The sequence below is a fragment of the Lysinibacillus sp. AR18-8 genome (assembly GCF_001705465.1).
In the GTDB taxonomy this organism is placed as follows: Bacteria; Bacillota; Bacilli; order Bacillales_A; family Planococcaceae; genus Lysinibacillus; species Lysinibacillus capsici.
Genome location: NZ_MDGU01000014.1, coordinates 26,264 through 44,307 on the forward strand (window position 1 = coordinate 26,264; position 18,044 = coordinate 44,307).

Below are 18,044 nucleotides of genomic sequence, written 5' to 3' on the forward strand. Positions count from 1 at the left end.
TTTAAGCTTTAATGCCGTTCAGGATTAATGCCTGAACCTTTGGAACCTGTTCCATCAAATCATATCGATAGTCATTCATAACCCACGACGTAATAGTTTCATCAATTGTTCCAAAAACCATTTGTCGAGCCAAGCGTACATCCATCGTCTGATTGAACTCACCTGTAAGCATACCCTCGATTAAAATTTGATCAAGTAGCTGTAAATACTCGCGCAATACCGAATTAATTTTTAATCGTAAGTCTTTGTTTGACTGGCGAAGCTCTAATTGTGTGACAGTTGCTAGGTATCGATCTGTCGCTAGAACATTAAAATGATTTTCAATCATTCGTGAAAGTTTGTCTTTAGACGTACTCCCCTTTTCTATTATATCTTGTAATGACTCTACAAAAACAGCCATTTTTTCATTAAAGACAGAAATTAATATATCTTCTTTATTTTTAAAATATAAATAGATTGTTCCATCGGCCACCCCTGCCTGTTTGGCGATTTTCGATACTTGCGCTTGGTGATACCCATTTTCCGCAATAACGATGACAGCTGCATCAATAATTTGTTTATATTTTGGCTTATCTCGTTTCACTTTTATATCACCACCTAAAAAACATGCGCACGTCGATATGACGTGTAAACCTAAAAAAATATGAAAATATGAATGGTCATTCATTCATATTTTCATATTATATTTTACAGCATTGCTTGTCAATACTTTCACAGGTATTTATTTCGCTTCTTTATTCGCTAATTTTGTTTTTTCTTCTTCAACTAACGTACGACGCAAAATTTTTCCTACAGCTGTTTTTGGCAGCTCTTCTCTAAATTCATAATAACGCGGAACTTTAAAAGCTGCTAGATGCTGACGGCAATATTTATTTAATTCGTCCTCAGTAATCGAATATCCTTCTTTTAATACAATATAAGCTTTAACTGTTTCACCACGATACGGATCAGGTATGCCTGCTACTACGCACTCTTGGATCTCTTCACGTTCATATAACACTTCTTCTACTTCACGTGGATAAATATTAAAGCCGCCTGCTATTATTAAATCTTTTTTACGATCTACTACATAGAAGAAGCCTTGCTCATCCATATAACCAAGATCACCTGTTAAAAACCAACCATCAGCAAATGTCGCAGCTGTATCCTCTGGACGATTCCAGTAGCCCTTCATTACTTGTGGTCCTTTAACAGCAATTTCACCAACTTCACCAATAGGTAGCTCTTCTGTATCACCTGTACGTAAAATAACCGCTTCTGTATTTGGCCAAGGTAAACCAATCGAGCCAATCACCCGCTTCCCCCAAATTGGCGTAGCATGTGTTACAGGTGAGGTTTCTGTTAACCCATATCCTTCTACTAGCTTTCCACCAGTCACTGCCTCAAACTTCTCTTGCACTTCAATTGGCAATGAAGCAGAGCCACTTAAGCATGCCTTAATGGATGATAAATCATAATTCGCAATGTCTGGGTGATTTAAAAGGCCGATGTATAAGGTTGGTGCGCCGGGGAACAGTGTTGGTTTTTGTTTATCAATCGTCTTTAATGCCGTTTCAGCATCAAACTTCGGTAAAAGCACCATTCTATTTTGAGTAAATACAGATAAAAGCATAACAGTTGTCATGCCATAGACGTGGAAGAATGGTAGAATGCCCATAATGGTTTCTTCACCATGAACACATTTATACATCCAAGCATCACACATTGTCGTATTGGCAATTAAATTTTTATGGGTCAGCATAACGCCTTTTGGGAAACCTGTTGTCCCACCCGTATATTGAAGGAGTGCTAGGTCTTCTTCAAAATCAAATGGCATATTGTCAATTATCTTAATTGGTGCTGAACGCATTATTTCTGAAAACAGATGATTTTGGCCGCTATGTTCAACCTTGACACTAAAGCCATACTGCTTTTTTTGAATAAATGGATAGACTAAATTTTTTGGGAATGGTAAATAATCTTTAATAGCTGTCACAATGACATTTTCAAGAGCTGTCTCTTTTATAATTTTCATGACTCTCGGATATAAAATATCCATTACGAGAATAACCTTTGCTCCTGAATCAGCCATTTGATATTGAAGCTCACGTTCAGTATAAAGTGGATTTGTTTGTACTACAACAGCACCTGCATACATGGCACCATAGTAAGCGATTACACTTTGTGGCGTGTTAGGAAGCATAATTGCTACTCGATCTCCCTTTTCCACACCTAGTGCTTGTAAATAGTTTGCGAACCTTAAAGCTGACTCATATAGCTCGGTGTACGTCAAATCCTTTCCCATAAAATGAATCGCTACTTTGGATGGATTCTTTTTATAGGCACGTGTCAAAAACTCTTGCACTGGAATTTCCTCAAACGTTAAAGACGATGGTACTTCTTCAGGATAATTTGCTAGCCATGGTTTTGCTGTCATACGTCCTCTCCCCTTTGTCCCAAACTTTGTCAATTCTTATATTTATTATAATGAAAAAGAAATACAGTTTCAAACAGAAAATAGAAAATAAATGCATTTTCGATTAATTATTATGCAATTAACAACATTAATATGATTGATATTTATCGGGATTTATTTGAATACACCTTATGAATGCTCGTTCATTCTTGAGTTACTCCATAAAAAAATAACCAGCATATTCCTATATTATAAAAATAATTTTTCTACCCTTTAATAGAGTTTTATGAAAGAAAGTTAATAGGTTGTAGTAGAAATTTATGCTATGTACAATTAACAAAAAACGCATCCTCATAAAGAGAATGCGTTTTTTATTTAAATCGTTAACATATAGTAGACACCTACTGCCAAAAATGCAATACAGACAACGATTAGTACTTTTGCTAATTTTTCCATGTCATGACACTCCTATGCAATACTTGCCCCAATTACAAACGAAAGACCGACTGAAATGGTAAAGGAAATGAAACCAACTGAGCGATTATCATTGGCAATCTCTTGATCAACGTTAAAACGAGGTGTCATAAATTCAAATAAGAAATACGCTACAATCAATAATGTAAAGCCAAAAAGGCCCCAACCGATCATTTCACTTAATGTACTATGACGTGCAATGGAAAAGCGGAAGATATTACAAATCCCTAGTATTTTTCCACCTGTTGCAAGAGCCACAGCGACATTACCTTTTTTAATTTCTTCCCAATTTTTATATTTCGTAACGACTTCGAACAATGCCATCGAGACGACTAAACATAATACTACAACACTAAAATATCCTGCCGTTTCGATAATTGGATATCGCCAAAAGCCAGAATTCAGCATTTTTCTCCGTCCCCTTTATAGCTTATTTCAATTCAACAACTGTGACGCCTAAGCCCCCTTCACCGGCTTCACCAAAACGGAAGGATTTTACGCGCTTATGCTTTTTCAAATAGCTTTGAATACCTTGACGTAAAGCTCCTGTACCAACTCCATGAATAATGGACACACGACCATAATTAGAGAGTAATGCATCATCAATATATTTCTCTGTTCTTACGATTGCATCCTCATAGCGTTCACCACGTAAATCTAATTCTAGTTTCACATGACTATTTCGATTTTTCACACCAGCTGTTCGTAATACAGGCTCTTTTTCAGGTTTAATATATTCCAAATCACTATCTGAGATTTTCATTTTTAAAATCCCCATTTGGACAACCCATTCGGTATTTGACACCTTTTCTAACAAAGTACCTCGTTGACCATAGCTTAACACCTTTACCTCGTCTCCGACAACTAAGTTTTGTGCACGAGCTTTGACTTGTGCCGCCTTTTTTAGCACTTTATTGTCTTCAAGTGGTGTTGCTTCTTCCAAGCGTTTACGTGCTTCAATCAATTCATGCTCCTTGACAACTTGATCAGCATTTTTACGCATTTCTCGAAGCTCTGCAATAATCGCTTCTGCTTCACGTTTTGCTTCATCAACAATTTTACGCGCCTTTTCCTTCGCCTTCTTATCAAGCGCCTCTTTACGCTCCTCATAGGCTTGCAATTTATCTTGAAGCTCTTTACGTAATGTTTCTGATTCTAATAGCAATGCATGCGAACGCTCTGCATCATCTTCAGATTGGCGACGTGTTTCTTCCAATGAGGCAATCATCGATTCAACCTCATGTCGATCGGTTCCAGTAAAGCCTTTAGCACGATCAATAATGGATTCAGGTAAACCAAGACGACTGGAAATTTCAAATGCATTTGAGCGCCCAGGTACACCGATAAGTAGACGGTAGGTCGGGCTCAAAGTTTCAATATCAAATTCTACACTGGCATTGGCTACACCTGGTCGATTATAGCCATAAGCTTTTAGCTCAGGATAGTGAGTTGTAGCCATTACACGAGCACCGCGCCCATGTACTTCGTCTAAGATTGAGATGGCTAAGGCTGCCCCTTCCTGTGGGTCAGTACCTGCCCCTAACTCATCAAAAAGAACAAGTGATTCGTGATCAAATTTTTGTAGGATGTCAACAATATTAACCATATGGGACGAGAACGTAGAAAGTGACTGCTCAATTGATTGCTCATCACCAATATCGGCAAATAATTGCTCAAATACAGCAAGTTCTGAGCCATCTAATGCTGGCACTGGTAATCCAGCTTGTGCCATTAATGTACACAGACCAACCGTTTTTAATGTCACCGTTTTACCACCTGTATTAGGACCTGTAATGACAATAGCTGTAATGTCTTTACCAAATTCAATATCATTTGGAATAGCTGATTCTATTGGTAGTAGTGGATGACGTGCACGTATTAGTCGGATATAGCCATCCTGATTCATTTTAGGCATTGTACATTTATTGGCTTGGCCATATTTGCCCTTTGCTAAAATGACATCGATATCGCCTAATACCTTCACTAAGTTAAATAAATCTGATGCTACTTCTTGCACCATTGCACTTAATGCTAGTAAAATACGTTCAATTTCAGCCTGCTCTTTCATTTTCAAGCGATGAATTTCATTGTTTGCTTGGACAACAGAATCTGGCTCAATAAATAAGGTTTGACCAGAAGAAGATTGGTCATGGACAATCCCACCATAGTGGTGACGATATTCCTGCTTTACGGGAATAACAAAGCGATCATTACGAATTGTCACAAGTGTATCAGAAAGCATTTTCGCTGCATTACTTCCCCGAATTAAACTTTCCAGCTTAGAGCGGACTTTCCCTTCTTCAGCACGCAAAGATTGGCGAATAGAGCGCAATGTTTGACTAGCAGAATCTAAGACAGCTCCATTGTCGTCAATACAGTTATTAATTTCATGTTGCAATCCTGTTAGGACAGGCATTGCTTCCTTTTTGGAGATGAAATGGGGAATATCAATCACTTCATCGGCTTCTAAATCTTCAATAAAATTGCGTAGAATTCGGCTTGCTCGAATCGTGCTCGAAATTTCCATTAGTTCTACTGCTGCTAACATGCCTCCTATTTGAGCACGTCTGGCAGAGGGACGGACATCAAAAATTCCTCCCATTGGTACATTGCCCTTCACACGCAAAATGGAAAGTCCCTCATCCATTTCCTCTAATAATTGTACTACTTTATCAAAATCTGTTTGTGGCACAAGCTCCTCAATGGCAGATTTACCAATGGAGGAAGTACAATAGGAAGCCACTTGTTGCCTAACTTTATCGTATTCTAGTGTTTTCAATGCGCGTTCTGCAATCACTGAGAACACCTCCTCAGCCTATTTATTTCGTTGTATGAACGCTTCAAACTGTTCACGCGTCCATGTATTCACAATCATATCTTTCGGTAACCATGCTCTATTTGCATAGCGAACCCCAATATCCATAAAACGTAAATGTGCAATATCATGCGCATCTGTGTTGATGGCTACTGGCACACCTGCAGCGCATGCCATTTCTAAATGTTCTACACATAAATCGAGACGATACGGATTTGCATTTAACTCTAAAATTTTACCATATTCCTTTGCCCAGGCAATTAACTGTTTCATATCAGGATTATAACCATCGCGATCTTCAATAATTCGACCAGTCGGATGGGCAATCATATGAACATAGGGATTTTGCATAGCTGTTAGTAAACGTGCCATAATTTTATCTTGTGATTGTGTAAAACTAGAATGAATGGAAGCAATAACAAAATCGAGCTCTTTTAACACCTGATCTTCGAAATCAAGTGAGCCGTCTGGTAAAATATCCATCTCCGTCCCTTTAAACAAATGAAAATCTGGATGTGCTTTATTAAACGCCTCAATTTCTCCACGCTGCTTTTCTAAACGCACTGGCGTTAATCCATTTGCTACTTTTAGGAATTGCGAATGGTCTGTAATAACGCTATATTGATAGCCCCGTGCTAGTAACGCCTCGCCCATTTCTGCAACAGAGTATGCACCATCTGACCATGTTGTATGCATATGCAAATCAGCTTTAATATCCTCTAGTCGAACTAAGTTTTGAATTATGTTTGTTTTGTCAAATTCTACTGTTCCTGTCCGTAAGCTCGGTGGAATCCAAGGTAGATCAAAATGAGCGAAAAATGCTGCCTCGTCTTGGAACGTCAAAACGGTACCACCTTCCTGTTCCACACCATATTCACTTATTTTTTCACCACGGGCTTTGGCAATTTGCCGCATACGAACATTATGATCTTTTGAACCTGTGAAATGATGCAACGCAGTCGCATATTCATTATCTTTCACTAAACGGAAATCAACGCTAACTGGTTCATCTAAGTCTAAAATCACCGAAATTTTTGTATCCCCTGCCGCCACGACTTCTTGAATGGCCAAGCTATTTAACAACTTTTCGCGTACTTCCTCAACTGCTTCTGTCACAACAATAAAATCAATATCTTTGCTAGTTTCTAACGCTCGACGGAAACTCCCAGCAACTGAAAACCGGTCTACTTCCTTCATACTACCTAGAAGCGCCTCAATTTGTAAAACCACAGGCTCAAGCTGCCAAATTGGTAGTCGTTCTGAACGATTTGCTAAATTGGCTAGCTCCTTTAAAATCTTCTCCTCAGTTTTTACAGCAAATCCAGCTAATTCACGTACTTTTCCTGCCTCACAAGCTGCCTTCAAGCTTTCTGCAGAGTCAATACCAAGCTCTTGGTGTAGTTTCGCAATTTTTTTTCCTCCCAAGCCAGGTAATTTTAGCAATGGCAGTAACCCTTTAGGTACAACCTCTTCTAACTCCTTTAACAAACTCGATTCACCTGTTAACATTAAGTCCTCTATTACAGCCGCAGTACCCTTGCCAATACCTTTGAGTTTTGTTACATCATCCATTTCGCTTAATGAACGCTCGTCCCCCTCTAGTGCTGCTGCAGCCTTTCGAAAGGCTGATACCTTGAATGGATTTTCTCCCTGTAGTTCCATATATAAAGCAATTTTTTCGAGTGTGCGAATAATTGTTTTTTTATTCATTAGTAATTCCTCCTATCGTAAAAACACTTCCCTCAAGACAGAGAGAAGTGCACAGTTACTATTGCATATAAATATACCACCAGTTTTGGAACATCTTTGTAATAATTGGTGTATGCTCCAACATAAGACCACTTAACAATGACTTCGACATTAAATTTTGTATGGCATCTACTGGTAATAAGGCGCACACATATAGCAAAATAAACATAATTAAATAGTTTTCAATCATGCCAAGTAACGCCCCAAGCCAACGATTCACTGTATTTAGCACCGGCAAATACGCGATAAAGTCAAATATCGATGCCACGATTTGCAACGTTATTTTTACTGCAAAGAAAATAACAGCAAAGGCAATTACCCGATAAAAGGTGCGGTCTAAATCTAGACTATCAATGACAACGCCAAGGCTACCTGTGTCAGTGACACCTGGATACGGAACCCAAAATACAAATTTTTGTGCTAATGGCTTATAATAAATATACGCAACAATTAGGGCTACTACAAAGCTGACAATATGCATCATCTGTACAATAAAACCTCGTTTTGCACCGACGCCTATACCAGCTAACAGTACCACTAATATGATTAAATCTAACATTCTCTTCAACCCTTTAACTTTTTCAATTCTTCTTCTAATTGCTCCATTCGTTCTTTTAATAGTAAATAATCATGAACTGTATTTACTGCTGTCAGAACAGCAAGTTTTGTGCTATCAAGTGAGGGATTATGTACGTTCATCTCGCGCATACGGTCATCAACAATCGAAGCAACAAGTCGCATATGGCCAATGGATTCAGAGCCGACCATTTTATATGTATGACCATATATTTCAACAGAAATTTTATTCTTTTCTTGTTTTTCCATAGTCGCACCCTCCTATAAATTCGATGCACACACGATTTTAGAGGCTTGTGAGCACCATCACACAAAAAAGCTATTTATTATCATACCATGAAAGGTATAAAATTGTGAACAACGAGGACAGAAAGGAACGATTAAATGGCAAATATTGTGCTTTCCATTTCAACAAATATTCAAAAAGAGGTGATGGCTTACTATGCATCGCACTTTATAGAACGAAAGGCTCCGGGAGTCATTTTTGCGGCAAAACTACCAGATACAGCCATAACTATGTATAAATCAGGCAAATTAATGTTTCAGGGGGGCGGTGCTGAACGTGAGGCAGCACGTTGGGGAACTGTTGAAAAAACTGCTACTCCACTCTCCACTATCGGGGCAAAAGGGGATGTACTGCCTAACAATTTCGCAACCATGTCTGTCTTAGGCTCAGACGAAACAGGCACAGGTGATTATTTTGGTCCAATCACTGTAGCAGCAGTATATGTACCTACTTCCAAAATCGAACTCATGAATGAGCTTGGCGTAAAAGATTCAAAATTGCTAACAGATGACTATATGAGGAAAATTGCACCTGATTTGCGTGCAGCCTGTGTCCATAGTGTTCTCGTCTTACGCAACGAGAAATATAACAACTTACAAGCGAAAGGCTATTCCCAAGGTAAAATGAAAGCCATGATGCATAACAAGGCACTACAAAACACACTATCAAAAATGGCACCTGAAAAACCTGAATTTATCTTAATCGACCAGTTTGCTGAACGTGGTGTCTATTACAATTATTTAAAAAATGAACGTGAACTTGTACAAGAGAATGTCTACTTTTCTACTAAAGCAGAACAATTACATGTAGCTGTGGCTACAGCATCTATTTTAGCTCGTGCTGCCTTTTTAAAGGAAATGGACCGTTTGAGTGACATTACAGGGCTTACATTAATGAAGGGCGCCTCTAACAAGGTAGATGTGCAAGCAGCCCGAATCTGGCGTAATCAGGGCGAAGAATTTCTACGCTCCATCACAAAATGGCATTTCGCCAACACTGATAAAGCACGGAAGATGAAGTAAATCATACTATTGGTTGCTTAAAAAAGCTTTTTTGGGGTTCCTGATGAGCGTGAGACGCATTAGGAACCTTTTTGAGCGCTTTCCTCATTTTTTGGATCATTCATTCTTCACCTTTTGGATCATCATCTTCACCATTCTCAAACAAAAAAAGACTGCCTCGTAAGACAGTCTTTTTTCATATATTATCGTACTTCTGTGCCTGCAATCGTAGCAATGGCTTTTAACACTTTGTTATGTGCGGCCACTACTTCTTCGTCTGTTAAAGTACGTTCTGGATCAAAGTATGTGAGTGAGAAGGCAACCGATTTTTTACCTGCTTCCATTTTCTCCCCTTCGTAAACATCGAATACGCGGATATCTTTTAATAGTTTCACACCCGCTGCATCAATAGCTTCCATTACTTCGCCCGCTGTTGTTGTACGGTCCATTATAAGAGCGATATCGCGAGACATAGCTGGGAAACGAGGTACTGGTGTATAGGCAAGTGGTGCTTCTTGTGCCGTTGCACTTAATAGCGCCACTAAATTCATTTCCATTACATACGTGTCTTTTACACCCCATGCTTTTTGCTCTGCTGGGTGAAGTCCACCAATGATGCCGACTTGCTTGCCATCCAATAAAATGCTAGCCGTACGACCTGGATGTAAGCCATCCACTTGTGATTTCACAAATGTCATGCGATTTGCTAAGCCAAGTTTGCCAATGACACCTTCGATGATACCTTTTAGCACAAAGAAATCTACAGCTTTTTTCTCACCTTGCCAAGCATGGTCTAGCCATTTGCCAGTTAGTACTGCTGCCACATGCTCTTCCTCATATGGTTGCCCCTCATCTGATTGACCAAGGAACACGGAGCCAATTTCATATAAAGCCACGCCTTCAGCTTGACGTGCAACATTATAAGCCGCCGCTTCGATTAAATGTGGAATAAGGCTTTGACGTAATGTAGAACGCTCCTCACTCATTGGCATAAGCAAGCGAGTTACCGGCTCTGCTTTCAAAGCAAAACGTTGTGACAATGCATCCGACGTTAACGAATAAGTTACCGCTTGATACAGGCCAGCCCCTTCCATGTAATGACGAACAACACGTCGATTTGCTTGGTAAGGTGATAAATTACCTACTTGTGTTGCACCCTCTGGTAATGTCATTGGGATTTCATCATAACCATAAAGACGAGCAATTTCCTCCACGATATCCTCTTCAATTTTAATATCTTGGCGACGTGTTGGTGCATCAATAATTAATAAACCATTTGCTGCCTCTACACCAAATTTTAAACGCTCTAAAATAGAAAGCATATCTTCTAATGCAATCTTCATACCTAAACGTTCATTAATAAAATCTGGGGAAACGACTACTCGCGCTGGTGTTTTATCTAACTCATCTACTAAACATGTACCTTCTAATACTTCGCCTCCTGCTAATTCAGCAAGTAGAGCGGCAGCACGTTCAGCAGCTGGTAAGACACGATTTGGGTCTACCCCTTTTTCGAAACGAGCCGATGCATCTGAACGTAGGCCAAGATGACGAGACGTTTGACGCACTGTTAAACCATCAAAATAGGCTGACTCAATGACAACAGTCGTTGTTGAATCTGTTACCTCTGAATTAGCACCACCCATTACACCAGCAATGGCTACTGGCTCTTTGCCATTTGTAATGACTAAATCTGAAGCTTTTAATGTACGTTCTTGGTCATCTAATGTTGTAATTTTTTCACCTTCTGTTGCTTTACGAACAACGATTTCACCCGTTGCTAGACTATCATAGTCAAAAGCATGTAAAGGTTGACCATATTCCATTAATACATAGTTCGTTACATCTACGACATTATTGTGTGGACGTACTCCCGCAGCCATTAGACGATTTTGTAGCCACATCGGTGATTCACCGATTTTTACGTTTTTCACAACTTTTGCTACATACATAGGATTTGCTTGTAAATCTTCTACATGAAGCTTCAGGTAATCCTGTGCTTTTTCACTAGCAGTTTGATAGGAAATTTCTGGATATTTAATTTCCTCTGAAAGAATGGCACCTACTTCATACGCTACACCTAGCATTGAAAGGGCATCTGAGCGGTTTGGTGTTAGTCCTAGTTCCAACACTGTATCACGTAGGCCCAATATAGCCAGTGCATCTGTGCCCACTTCTGCATCTGCTGGTAGGACAAAGATACCTTCTGAGTATGCCTTAGGCACAAGCTTTCCTTCGATTCCAAGCTCTTGTAAGGAACAAATCATTCCGTTCGATTCATGACCGCGAAGTTTTGCTTTTTTGATTTTAATGCCACCTGGTAAATGTGCACCTGGACGAGCAACAATGACTTTTTGACCAGCATCAACATTCGGTGCACCACAAATTATTTGTTGAGGCTCTGCTTCGCCAACGTCAACTTGGCAAATATTTAACTTATCAGCCTCTGGATGTTTCTCCTTAGAAACTACATAACCAACTACAACTTTATCCATAGCATTAGCACGATCAATTACTGCATCTACTTCAATCCCAGAGCGTGTAATTTTTTCTGCTAATAGCTCAGGTGCTAAGTCCTGCGTATTGATATAATCTTTTAACCATTCTAATGAAACTAACATGTTTTATCCCCCTTACGCTTCTGTTCGCTCGAATTGTGATAAGAAGCGAGTGTCACTTGTATAGAAATGACGAATATCGTCAACACCATATTTCAACATCGCAATACGTTCTGCACCAATACCAAATGCAAATCCAGAAACTTTCTTTGGATCATAGCCAGCCATTTCTAATACGTTTGGATGCACCATACCTGCTCCTAGAATCTCAATCCAGCCAGTGCCCTTACATACGTTACAGCCTGCTCCACCACATTTGAAACAAGAGATATCCATCTCTACTGATGGCTCAGTAAATGGGAAGAAGCTCGGACGTAGTCGAATTTCGCGGTCTGCACCAAACATTTTTTTCGCTAACGTATCTAATGTTCCTTTTAGGTCACTCATGCGAATATTTTCGCCAATGACTAAACCTTCAATTTGCATAAACTGATGTGAATGTGTTGCATCATCATTATCACGTCGGAATACTTTACCAGGACAAATTATGCGAATCGATTCACCTTTTTTGGCTTCCATCGTACGAGCCTGTACTGGTGAAGTATGGGTACGTAATAATATTTCCTCGGAAATATAGAACGAATCTTGCATATCACGAGCTGGATGACCTTTTGGTAAATTTAGTGCTTCAAAGTTATAGTAATCCTTCTCCACTTCTGGACCTTCAGCAATTTCATAGCCCATTCCAATAAATAAATCTTCAATTTCTTCAATGACACGTGTTAAAGGGTGACGGTTCCCCACTTTAATTTCACGACCTGGTAAAGTGACATCAATCGACTCACTCGCTAATTTTTCAGCAATGGCTGCCTCTTCCAACACGGTAATCTTTGTTTCTAATACTGCCGTTACATTTTCACGAACATTATTCACTAAAGCACCCATTTTCGGACGTTCTTCAGCTGATAATTTGCCCATCCCTTTTAGTAAATCAGTGATAGGTCCTTTTTTTCCTAAATACGCAACACGTACTTCATTCAATTCTTTTAAATTTGCAGCTGCTTCAATTTTAGCAAGTGCTTCTTGCTCTAATTGTTTTAATTGCTCTTCCATGTTAAAACCTCCTCAGAAAATAAATGCCTGCTTTTTAGGCATAAAAAAACTCGCCCCTAAAAAGGGACGAGGACATTTTCGCGGTACCACCCTAGTTATTGCAAAGCAAAGCCTTACAATCACTTCATTGACATAACGACTTGATAAAGCCGGCTTACCTTTACAGCAGTACACTGGTCCCGGTAGCTGCTCGCGGGCTGAATTCAAAACTGCATTGATACGGCGTTGGCTCTCAATCTCTGGCCTACGCTCCCTGTCGTCCATTCACAATCTTTACTACTTCCCGGTCAAAGCATTTATTATTTAAACATACATTTTAGAATAAATTATACAATAATGGACTGTAGCAAATCAAGAGACAACTGCCTCAATCCCACAATGAGCAATTAATTACTTGGCAAAGCCATATAAAACAATACCTGTTGCTACTGCGACGTTTAATGATTCAGCCTGTCCAAAAAGAGGAATGATCATATTTTGATCTGTCATCGCTAATAACTGAGGCTGAATGCCACTTCCTTCATTCCCCATAATAATCGCAAATGCACCCGTATGCTGAATATCACTATACGGCACCGCTTCCTCATCTAATGCAGTACCAAATACCGGTACACCTTGATCCTGTAATATATCTATCCATTCTGCTAAATCTCCACGCACTACCGGAATATGGAAATGCGAACCTTGAGCAGCACGTAGTGTTTTAGGATTATAAAGATCGGCACAGCCTTTTCCTAAAATTACAGCATCTAAACCTGCAGCATCTGCTGTACGAATCATCGTTCCAATGTTACCAGGATCTTGGACAGCATCAATTAATAACACTTTTCGCCAAGTAGTCATCACATTATCCTCTAAGACGGGCTGTTTACATACAGCAAAAACACCTTGGGAAGTTTCTGTCTCCGCAAATTCCTTCGCTACCGCAGTCGATACCTCTACAATAGCTATATCATCGATTGGCCATAACATTGGCAAATCGATACCTTCACGCACTATAATTTGTAATACTTGGTTTTTATTTTTTAATGCTTCTTCAACAAGATGAAAGCCCTCTACTAGGAATTCACCCGAACGTTCACGCTCTTTTCTTGTTGTCGCCAACTTTTTCCAATATTTCACTAACGCATTTTGCGTAGATTCAATTCTCTTCATCGCTACCTCTTACCGCCTTTTTCCTATATATTGACCACTATTATACCCTACGAAATAGCAAATTTCATAGCTAAGTAAGAAAACTGTTATTTTCCAGTGGTGGCAAGTGGCGTACAACTTAAACATGCTATAATCATACATATCTAACGAAGACACAAAGTGAGGTATATAAATGAAAAAAACAATACATGTAGTAGGGGCTATAATTGAAAATGAGCAACAAGAAATTTTCTGTGCTTTAAGAAACCCCCAAATGGTATTAGCAAATTATTGGGAATTCCCTGGCGGTAAAATAGAGCAGGGTGAAACACCAAAACAGGCACTTTCTCGAGAAATTCTTGAGGAATTTAACTGTACGATTCAAGTAGGTAAACAAGTGGCTGTAACACTCCATGAATACGAACAATTTTTCGTTCATTTAGAAACATACAAAGCTTCAATTATTAAAGGCACACCTCAAATTCTAGAACATGCTGAAGCAAGATGGGTTCCCCGCAACCAATTGCTTGACCTTCCATTTGCTCCAGCAGATCTTCCTTCTATTCAAAAATTAATGGCCGAATTGTAAAGGCTAGTCACTTTATCTCATGAAAATGAGTGACTTTGTTTCGTCCGTGCTCTTTCGATCCATACAATGCTTTATCTGCTTTTTTTATCAATGTCGTCTCTGTATCTTCTGAAGTTACTGTGGCAATTCCCATACTGATCGTAAGACTGCCTGTTGGCCAACCATCCTGCTCCACGGTGTGTCTAATTTTTTCGCCGATTTCTTTTGCCGCAGGTATCTCGGTCTCAGGTAGGATGATAATAAACTCCTCCCCACCATAACGAGCGACGATATCTTCTAGACGTACTTGTATTTGTAATAGTTGTGCCAATTGTACGAGGACATCGTCTCCAACTTGATGACCATATGTATCATTGACCTTTTTGAAATGATCGATATCTAAAATGCATAACGAAAAAATTTCTGCTGTCTCATGAAAATGATTAAAATGTTTTTCGAGTTGTTCCTGGAAAAATCTCCTGTTTTTCAAGCCGGTCAGTTTATCAGTCATTGATAATTCTACTAAAGCAGCATTCATTTCCAATAATTTCGCCTGCTGATGTTCTATTTCTACATGAATTTGCTCCAAATTAGCTAATGCACGATCCTTTTCTTGATAGGCAGCCTCAAGTAGTTTTTTGGCTGATCGTAATTCTTGTTCATAATCTATGCGCTTTTTCATCTTTACTAAAATACAATCAATGCGCTCTACCAAATCCTCTTTGTACAATTTGGCATTCATTAAAAACGGAACCGACATTCCGTCCTTCTGTTTGAGATGAATGAATAATTCCTCTACTTGCCCCTCTAGATTAATCATAGGATAAAAATAAGAGTGAAAAATCATCTTATTGGGCGTAGATAGAAGAATTTCTAGATGCATATGTAATAATTCCTCTTGCTCATAGCCGATCCAATCTAGCAGGGTTCGATTGATTTCTGAAATAAGCCCTTCATGTGTGATGGAAAGAAATCCACATGGTGCATTGTTGAGTCGTTTTTCCATTGTTGAAAATCCTTTCATTTTTCCCTACAAAAAATCTGCAATACATTGTATCGTTTCATTTGGGTGACTAATATGTGGATAATGACCTTTTGCTTCCATTAATTGTAACGTGCTATTTTTGAGATGCTGATGCAAATAATCTCCAACACTACTTGGCACAATACTATCTTCCGAGCATTGGATAATTAACGAAGGAACAGAGACCTTTGGTAATTCACTTCGATGATCAGATAAAAATGTGACCTCAGCAAATTCCTTTGCAATGATAGGGTCTGCTGCTATAAAGGTTTGCTTCAATTCCTGTGTTAATGCTGGCTGTTCAGGATTACTCATTGCAATAGGTGCCATATAGCTAGCCCAACCTGTAAAGTTCATTTCCATCATGTCTAGTAACTCTGCTATATCACTTCGCTCAAATCCCCCTCGATAACCATCATCATTTAAATAACAGGGAGAAGGACCAATCATAATCAATTTCTTAAAATAGTCAGGGTGCTGGATAGATGCGAGCAGTCCTATCATGGCACTAATGGAATGCCCTACAAAAATACTATTTTGTAATGATAGCGTTTCAATAATGTCCAATAAATCTTGTACATAGCCCTGTAACGATTGATATTTCTCTGATGAATAGGCATTTATATCTGAGTTACCTGAGCCTACATAATCGAATAATATAATCTTATATTTGTCCATAAATGCAGGCGTAATGAAACGCCACATATTTTGATCACAGCCAAATCCATGTGCAAAAATAAGCGGTTGGTCCCCTTGTCCGAGTATTGTTACATTATTACGAACAACAATATTTTCCATTCCAATCAATCCTTTTAGAAATATATGTAATAGTTTTATTGTGACCCCTTAAACAGTATTTATCAAGCTAAAACGTGAAAATCAAAAAGGAGCAGGAGTGCCGCTTCACCTGCTCCATTCTCCAGCTACAACCACTTCCTAATAGGTGGGATACTCTGCTGAAATTGAAATACATTATACGGATCATATTTTGTTTTCACTTCACGAAGCCTTCTAAAATTACGTCCGTAATAGGCTGTATGCCAGTCCTTAATATATCGATCTGGAAAATTCACATAATCACCAGACGTATAAGGTGATAAAGCTTGACGTAAATTTTCTACCCACTTAATATTTTGTTCTTCCTCTTTCGGTTTTTTCCAGGAAGTATTATATTCTTGAGCTATTATCGCATTGCGATAGTAATAGGCTGTATGCTGGGGAGCAATTTCACCTACTGCTCCTCTTAAAGACTGTTGCCATATTGTTGTATTTGAATTAGGTGCATGGGCTAAAAATTCTTTCATCCTCTGAATCGCCTTATATGGAAACGGTCTCTCCAAAAATGACCCTGATCTTTTTCGATAGGCAGGCTGATTACCGCTTGGTAAATCAAAAAATTCTATTGCCTTGCTATATGGCACTTCCTTTATCCAAATACTTGTTGGCAAGCCTGTTTTTCTAAGAGGGCGAAGCAATTTCTTTAATTCAGCTGCTGTTCCTATAAACTCACCTTGTGCGACTATCTCACCTACTTCCTTTGTTTTTAGCTCAATCTGTGAGGTTAGACTCTTATCTGTATAGGGAGCCCATTTTTGCCATGCATCAAAGGCCACTTCAAAGTCATCCCATCCCCATGTAATAGAGAACAGTGATACCTCATTAATCGCATGAAGCTTGAATGTCAAAGAAGTGACTATACCAAAATTGCCTCCTCCTCCACCACGACTTGCCCAAAACAAATCATGATGTTGTTGCTTATTCGCTCTGATTACCTGAGCACCCTCATGTTCACTAGCTACCACCGTTTCGATTTCAATAAGATTGTCACAAGTTAATCCAAATGGTCGTGATAGCATCCCAATCCCACCACCAAGTGTCAAACCGACCACCCCAACACTACTTTCTGTACCAGCAGGAATGGTAACACCATGCTCCCATAATGTACGGTATACGTTTCCCATATTAGCTCCAGCATCAATTCTAGCCGTCATTTCTGATAGATTTACCGAAATATCATTCATATCACTTACATCAATGACAAGCCCTTTATTTACTAAAGAAAAATTTTCATAGCTATGACGACCGCTTCGAATTCTGAAAGGCTCATTGTTTTCTCTAGCCCATTTTAAGGCATTAACCACATCTTTCGTTTTTTGACAAAACACAATGACACTCGGATATTTGGGATTATTTAAATTATTATTCGTTCTCGCTTGTTCATAATCCGAATCTTCAGGCGTGACGATTCTTCCTGTGAGCTTCGCCTTTTTCAACATCAAGCCCCTTTCTCACAATGATACTTATCCTATGCAACTCATTGAGAAAGAATTTGAAATTTCAGCTTTTTTCTA

15 protein-coding genes and 1 other annotated feature are annotated in these 18,044 nt (G+C 39.0%); of the genes, 2 read left to right on the plus strand and 13 right to left on the minus strand.

What is annotated here, in order from left to right; all coding sequences use genetic code 11:
* Window position 1: 1 nt before the first annotated feature.
* The 7 genes from BFM98_RS12195 to zapA form a co-directional block, all read right to left on the minus strand.
* Window positions 2-583 (minus strand): fatty acid metabolism transcriptional regulator FadR, encoded by a 582-nt coding sequence (locus BFM98_RS12195; protein WP_054549980.1) that lies wholly within the window; start codon window positions 581-583, stop codon window positions 2-4.
* A 138-nt stretch (window positions 584-721) separates the two neighbouring features.
* The gene (locus BFM98_RS12200) at window positions 722-2,416 is read right to left on the minus strand and encodes an AMP-binding protein (RefSeq protein WP_054549979.1); all 1,695 of its coding nucleotides are present in this window, start codon (window positions 2,414-2,416) and stop codon (window positions 722-724) included.
* 447 nt (window positions 2,417-2,863) lie between these two features.
* On the minus strand, window positions 2,864-3,277 hold the full coding sequence (locus BFM98_RS12205) for a DUF350 domain-containing protein (protein WP_008179180.1): 414 nt from the start codon (window positions 3,275-3,277) through the stop codon (window positions 2,864-2,866).
* A 22-nt stretch (window positions 3,278-3,299) separates the two neighbouring features.
* Window positions 3,300-5,666, minus strand: a complete 2,367-nt coding sequence (locus tag BFM98_RS12210; protein ID WP_048393664.1) for an endonuclease MutS2 — start codon at window positions 5,664-5,666, stop codon at window positions 3,300-3,302.
* 18 nt (window positions 5,667-5,684) lie between these two features.
* Window positions 5,685-7,394 (minus strand): DNA polymerase/3'-5' exonuclease PolX, encoded by a 1,710-nt coding sequence (polX, locus tag BFM98_RS12215; RefSeq protein WP_066037529.1) that lies wholly within the window; start codon window positions 7,392-7,394, stop codon window positions 5,685-5,687.
* Between the two features lie 58 nt (window positions 7,395-7,452).
* A complete protein-coding gene (locus BFM98_RS12220) occupies window positions 7,453-7,992 on the minus strand; it encodes a CvpA family protein (RefSeq protein WP_004226395.1) in 540 nt (179 codons plus the stop codon).
* 5 nt (window positions 7,993-7,997) lie between these two features.
* A complete protein-coding gene (zapA, locus tag BFM98_RS12225; protein ID WP_016991554.1) occupies window positions 7,998-8,258 on the minus strand; it encodes a cell division protein ZapA in 261 nt (86 codons plus the stop codon).
* A 135-nt stretch (window positions 8,259-8,393) separates the two neighbouring features.
* Between zapA and rnhC the strand changes: the two genes are divergently transcribed.
* Window positions 8,394-9,317, plus strand: a complete 924-nt coding sequence (gene rnhC, locus BFM98_RS12230; RefSeq protein ID WP_066037530.1) for a ribonuclease HIII — start codon at window positions 8,394-8,396, stop codon at window positions 9,315-9,317.
* A gap of 182 nt (window positions 9,318-9,499) precedes the next feature.
* Here the strand turns inward: rnhC and pheT are convergent, their stop codons facing one another.
* From pheT to BFM98_RS12245, 3 genes are all read right to left on the minus strand, one after another.
* Complete coding sequence (gene pheT / locus BFM98_RS12235) at window positions 9,500-11,917, minus strand: phenylalanine--tRNA ligase subunit beta (RefSeq protein ID WP_048393658.1); 2,418 nt, start codon at window positions 11,915-11,917, stop codon at window positions 9,500-9,502.
* Window positions 11,918-11,929: 12 nt separating this feature from the next.
* Entirely contained in the window at window positions 11,930-12,967 is a 1,038-nt protein-coding gene (gene pheS, locus BFM98_RS12240; protein ID WP_004226385.1) for a phenylalanine--tRNA ligase subunit alpha, read from the minus strand.
* A 59-nt stretch (window positions 12,968-13,026) separates the two neighbouring features.
* Window positions 13,027-13,267, minus strand: a binding site (T-box leader).
* Window positions 13,268-13,357: 90 nt separating this feature from the next.
* A complete protein-coding gene (locus BFM98_RS12245) occupies window positions 13,358-14,122 on the minus strand; it encodes a TrmH family RNA methyltransferase (RefSeq protein WP_048393656.1) in 765 nt (254 codons plus the stop codon).
* A gap of 172 nt (window positions 14,123-14,294) precedes the next feature.
* Between BFM98_RS12245 and BFM98_RS12250 the strand changes: the two genes are divergently transcribed.
* Window positions 14,295-14,690 carry a (deoxy)nucleoside triphosphate pyrophosphohydrolase gene (locus BFM98_RS12250; protein WP_048393654.1) on the plus strand — a complete coding sequence of 132 codons (396 nt, stop codon included), beginning with the start codon at window positions 14,295-14,297 and terminating at the stop codon, window positions 14,688-14,690.
* A gap of 7 nt (window positions 14,691-14,697) precedes the next feature.
* Here the strand turns inward: BFM98_RS12250 and BFM98_RS12255 are convergent, their stop codons facing one another.
* The 3 genes from BFM98_RS12255 to BFM98_RS12265 form a co-directional block, all read right to left on the minus strand.
* Window positions 14,698-15,675, minus strand: coding sequence for a sensor domain-containing diguanylate cyclase (locus BFM98_RS12255; protein WP_066037531.1), 978 nt, complete (start codon window positions 15,673-15,675; stop codon window positions 14,698-14,700).
* A gap of 24 nt (window positions 15,676-15,699) precedes the next feature.
* Entirely contained in the window at window positions 15,700-16,491 is a 792-nt protein-coding gene (locus BFM98_RS12260; RefSeq protein WP_048393651.1) for an alpha/beta fold hydrolase, read from the minus strand.
* A gap of 125 nt (window positions 16,492-16,616) precedes the next feature.
* The gene (locus BFM98_RS12265; protein ID WP_066037532.1) at window positions 16,617-17,966 is read right to left on the minus strand and encodes an FAD-binding oxidoreductase; all 1,350 of its coding nucleotides are present in this window, start codon (window positions 17,964-17,966) and stop codon (window positions 16,617-16,619) included.
* Window positions 17,967-18,044: the final 78 nt, after the last annotated feature.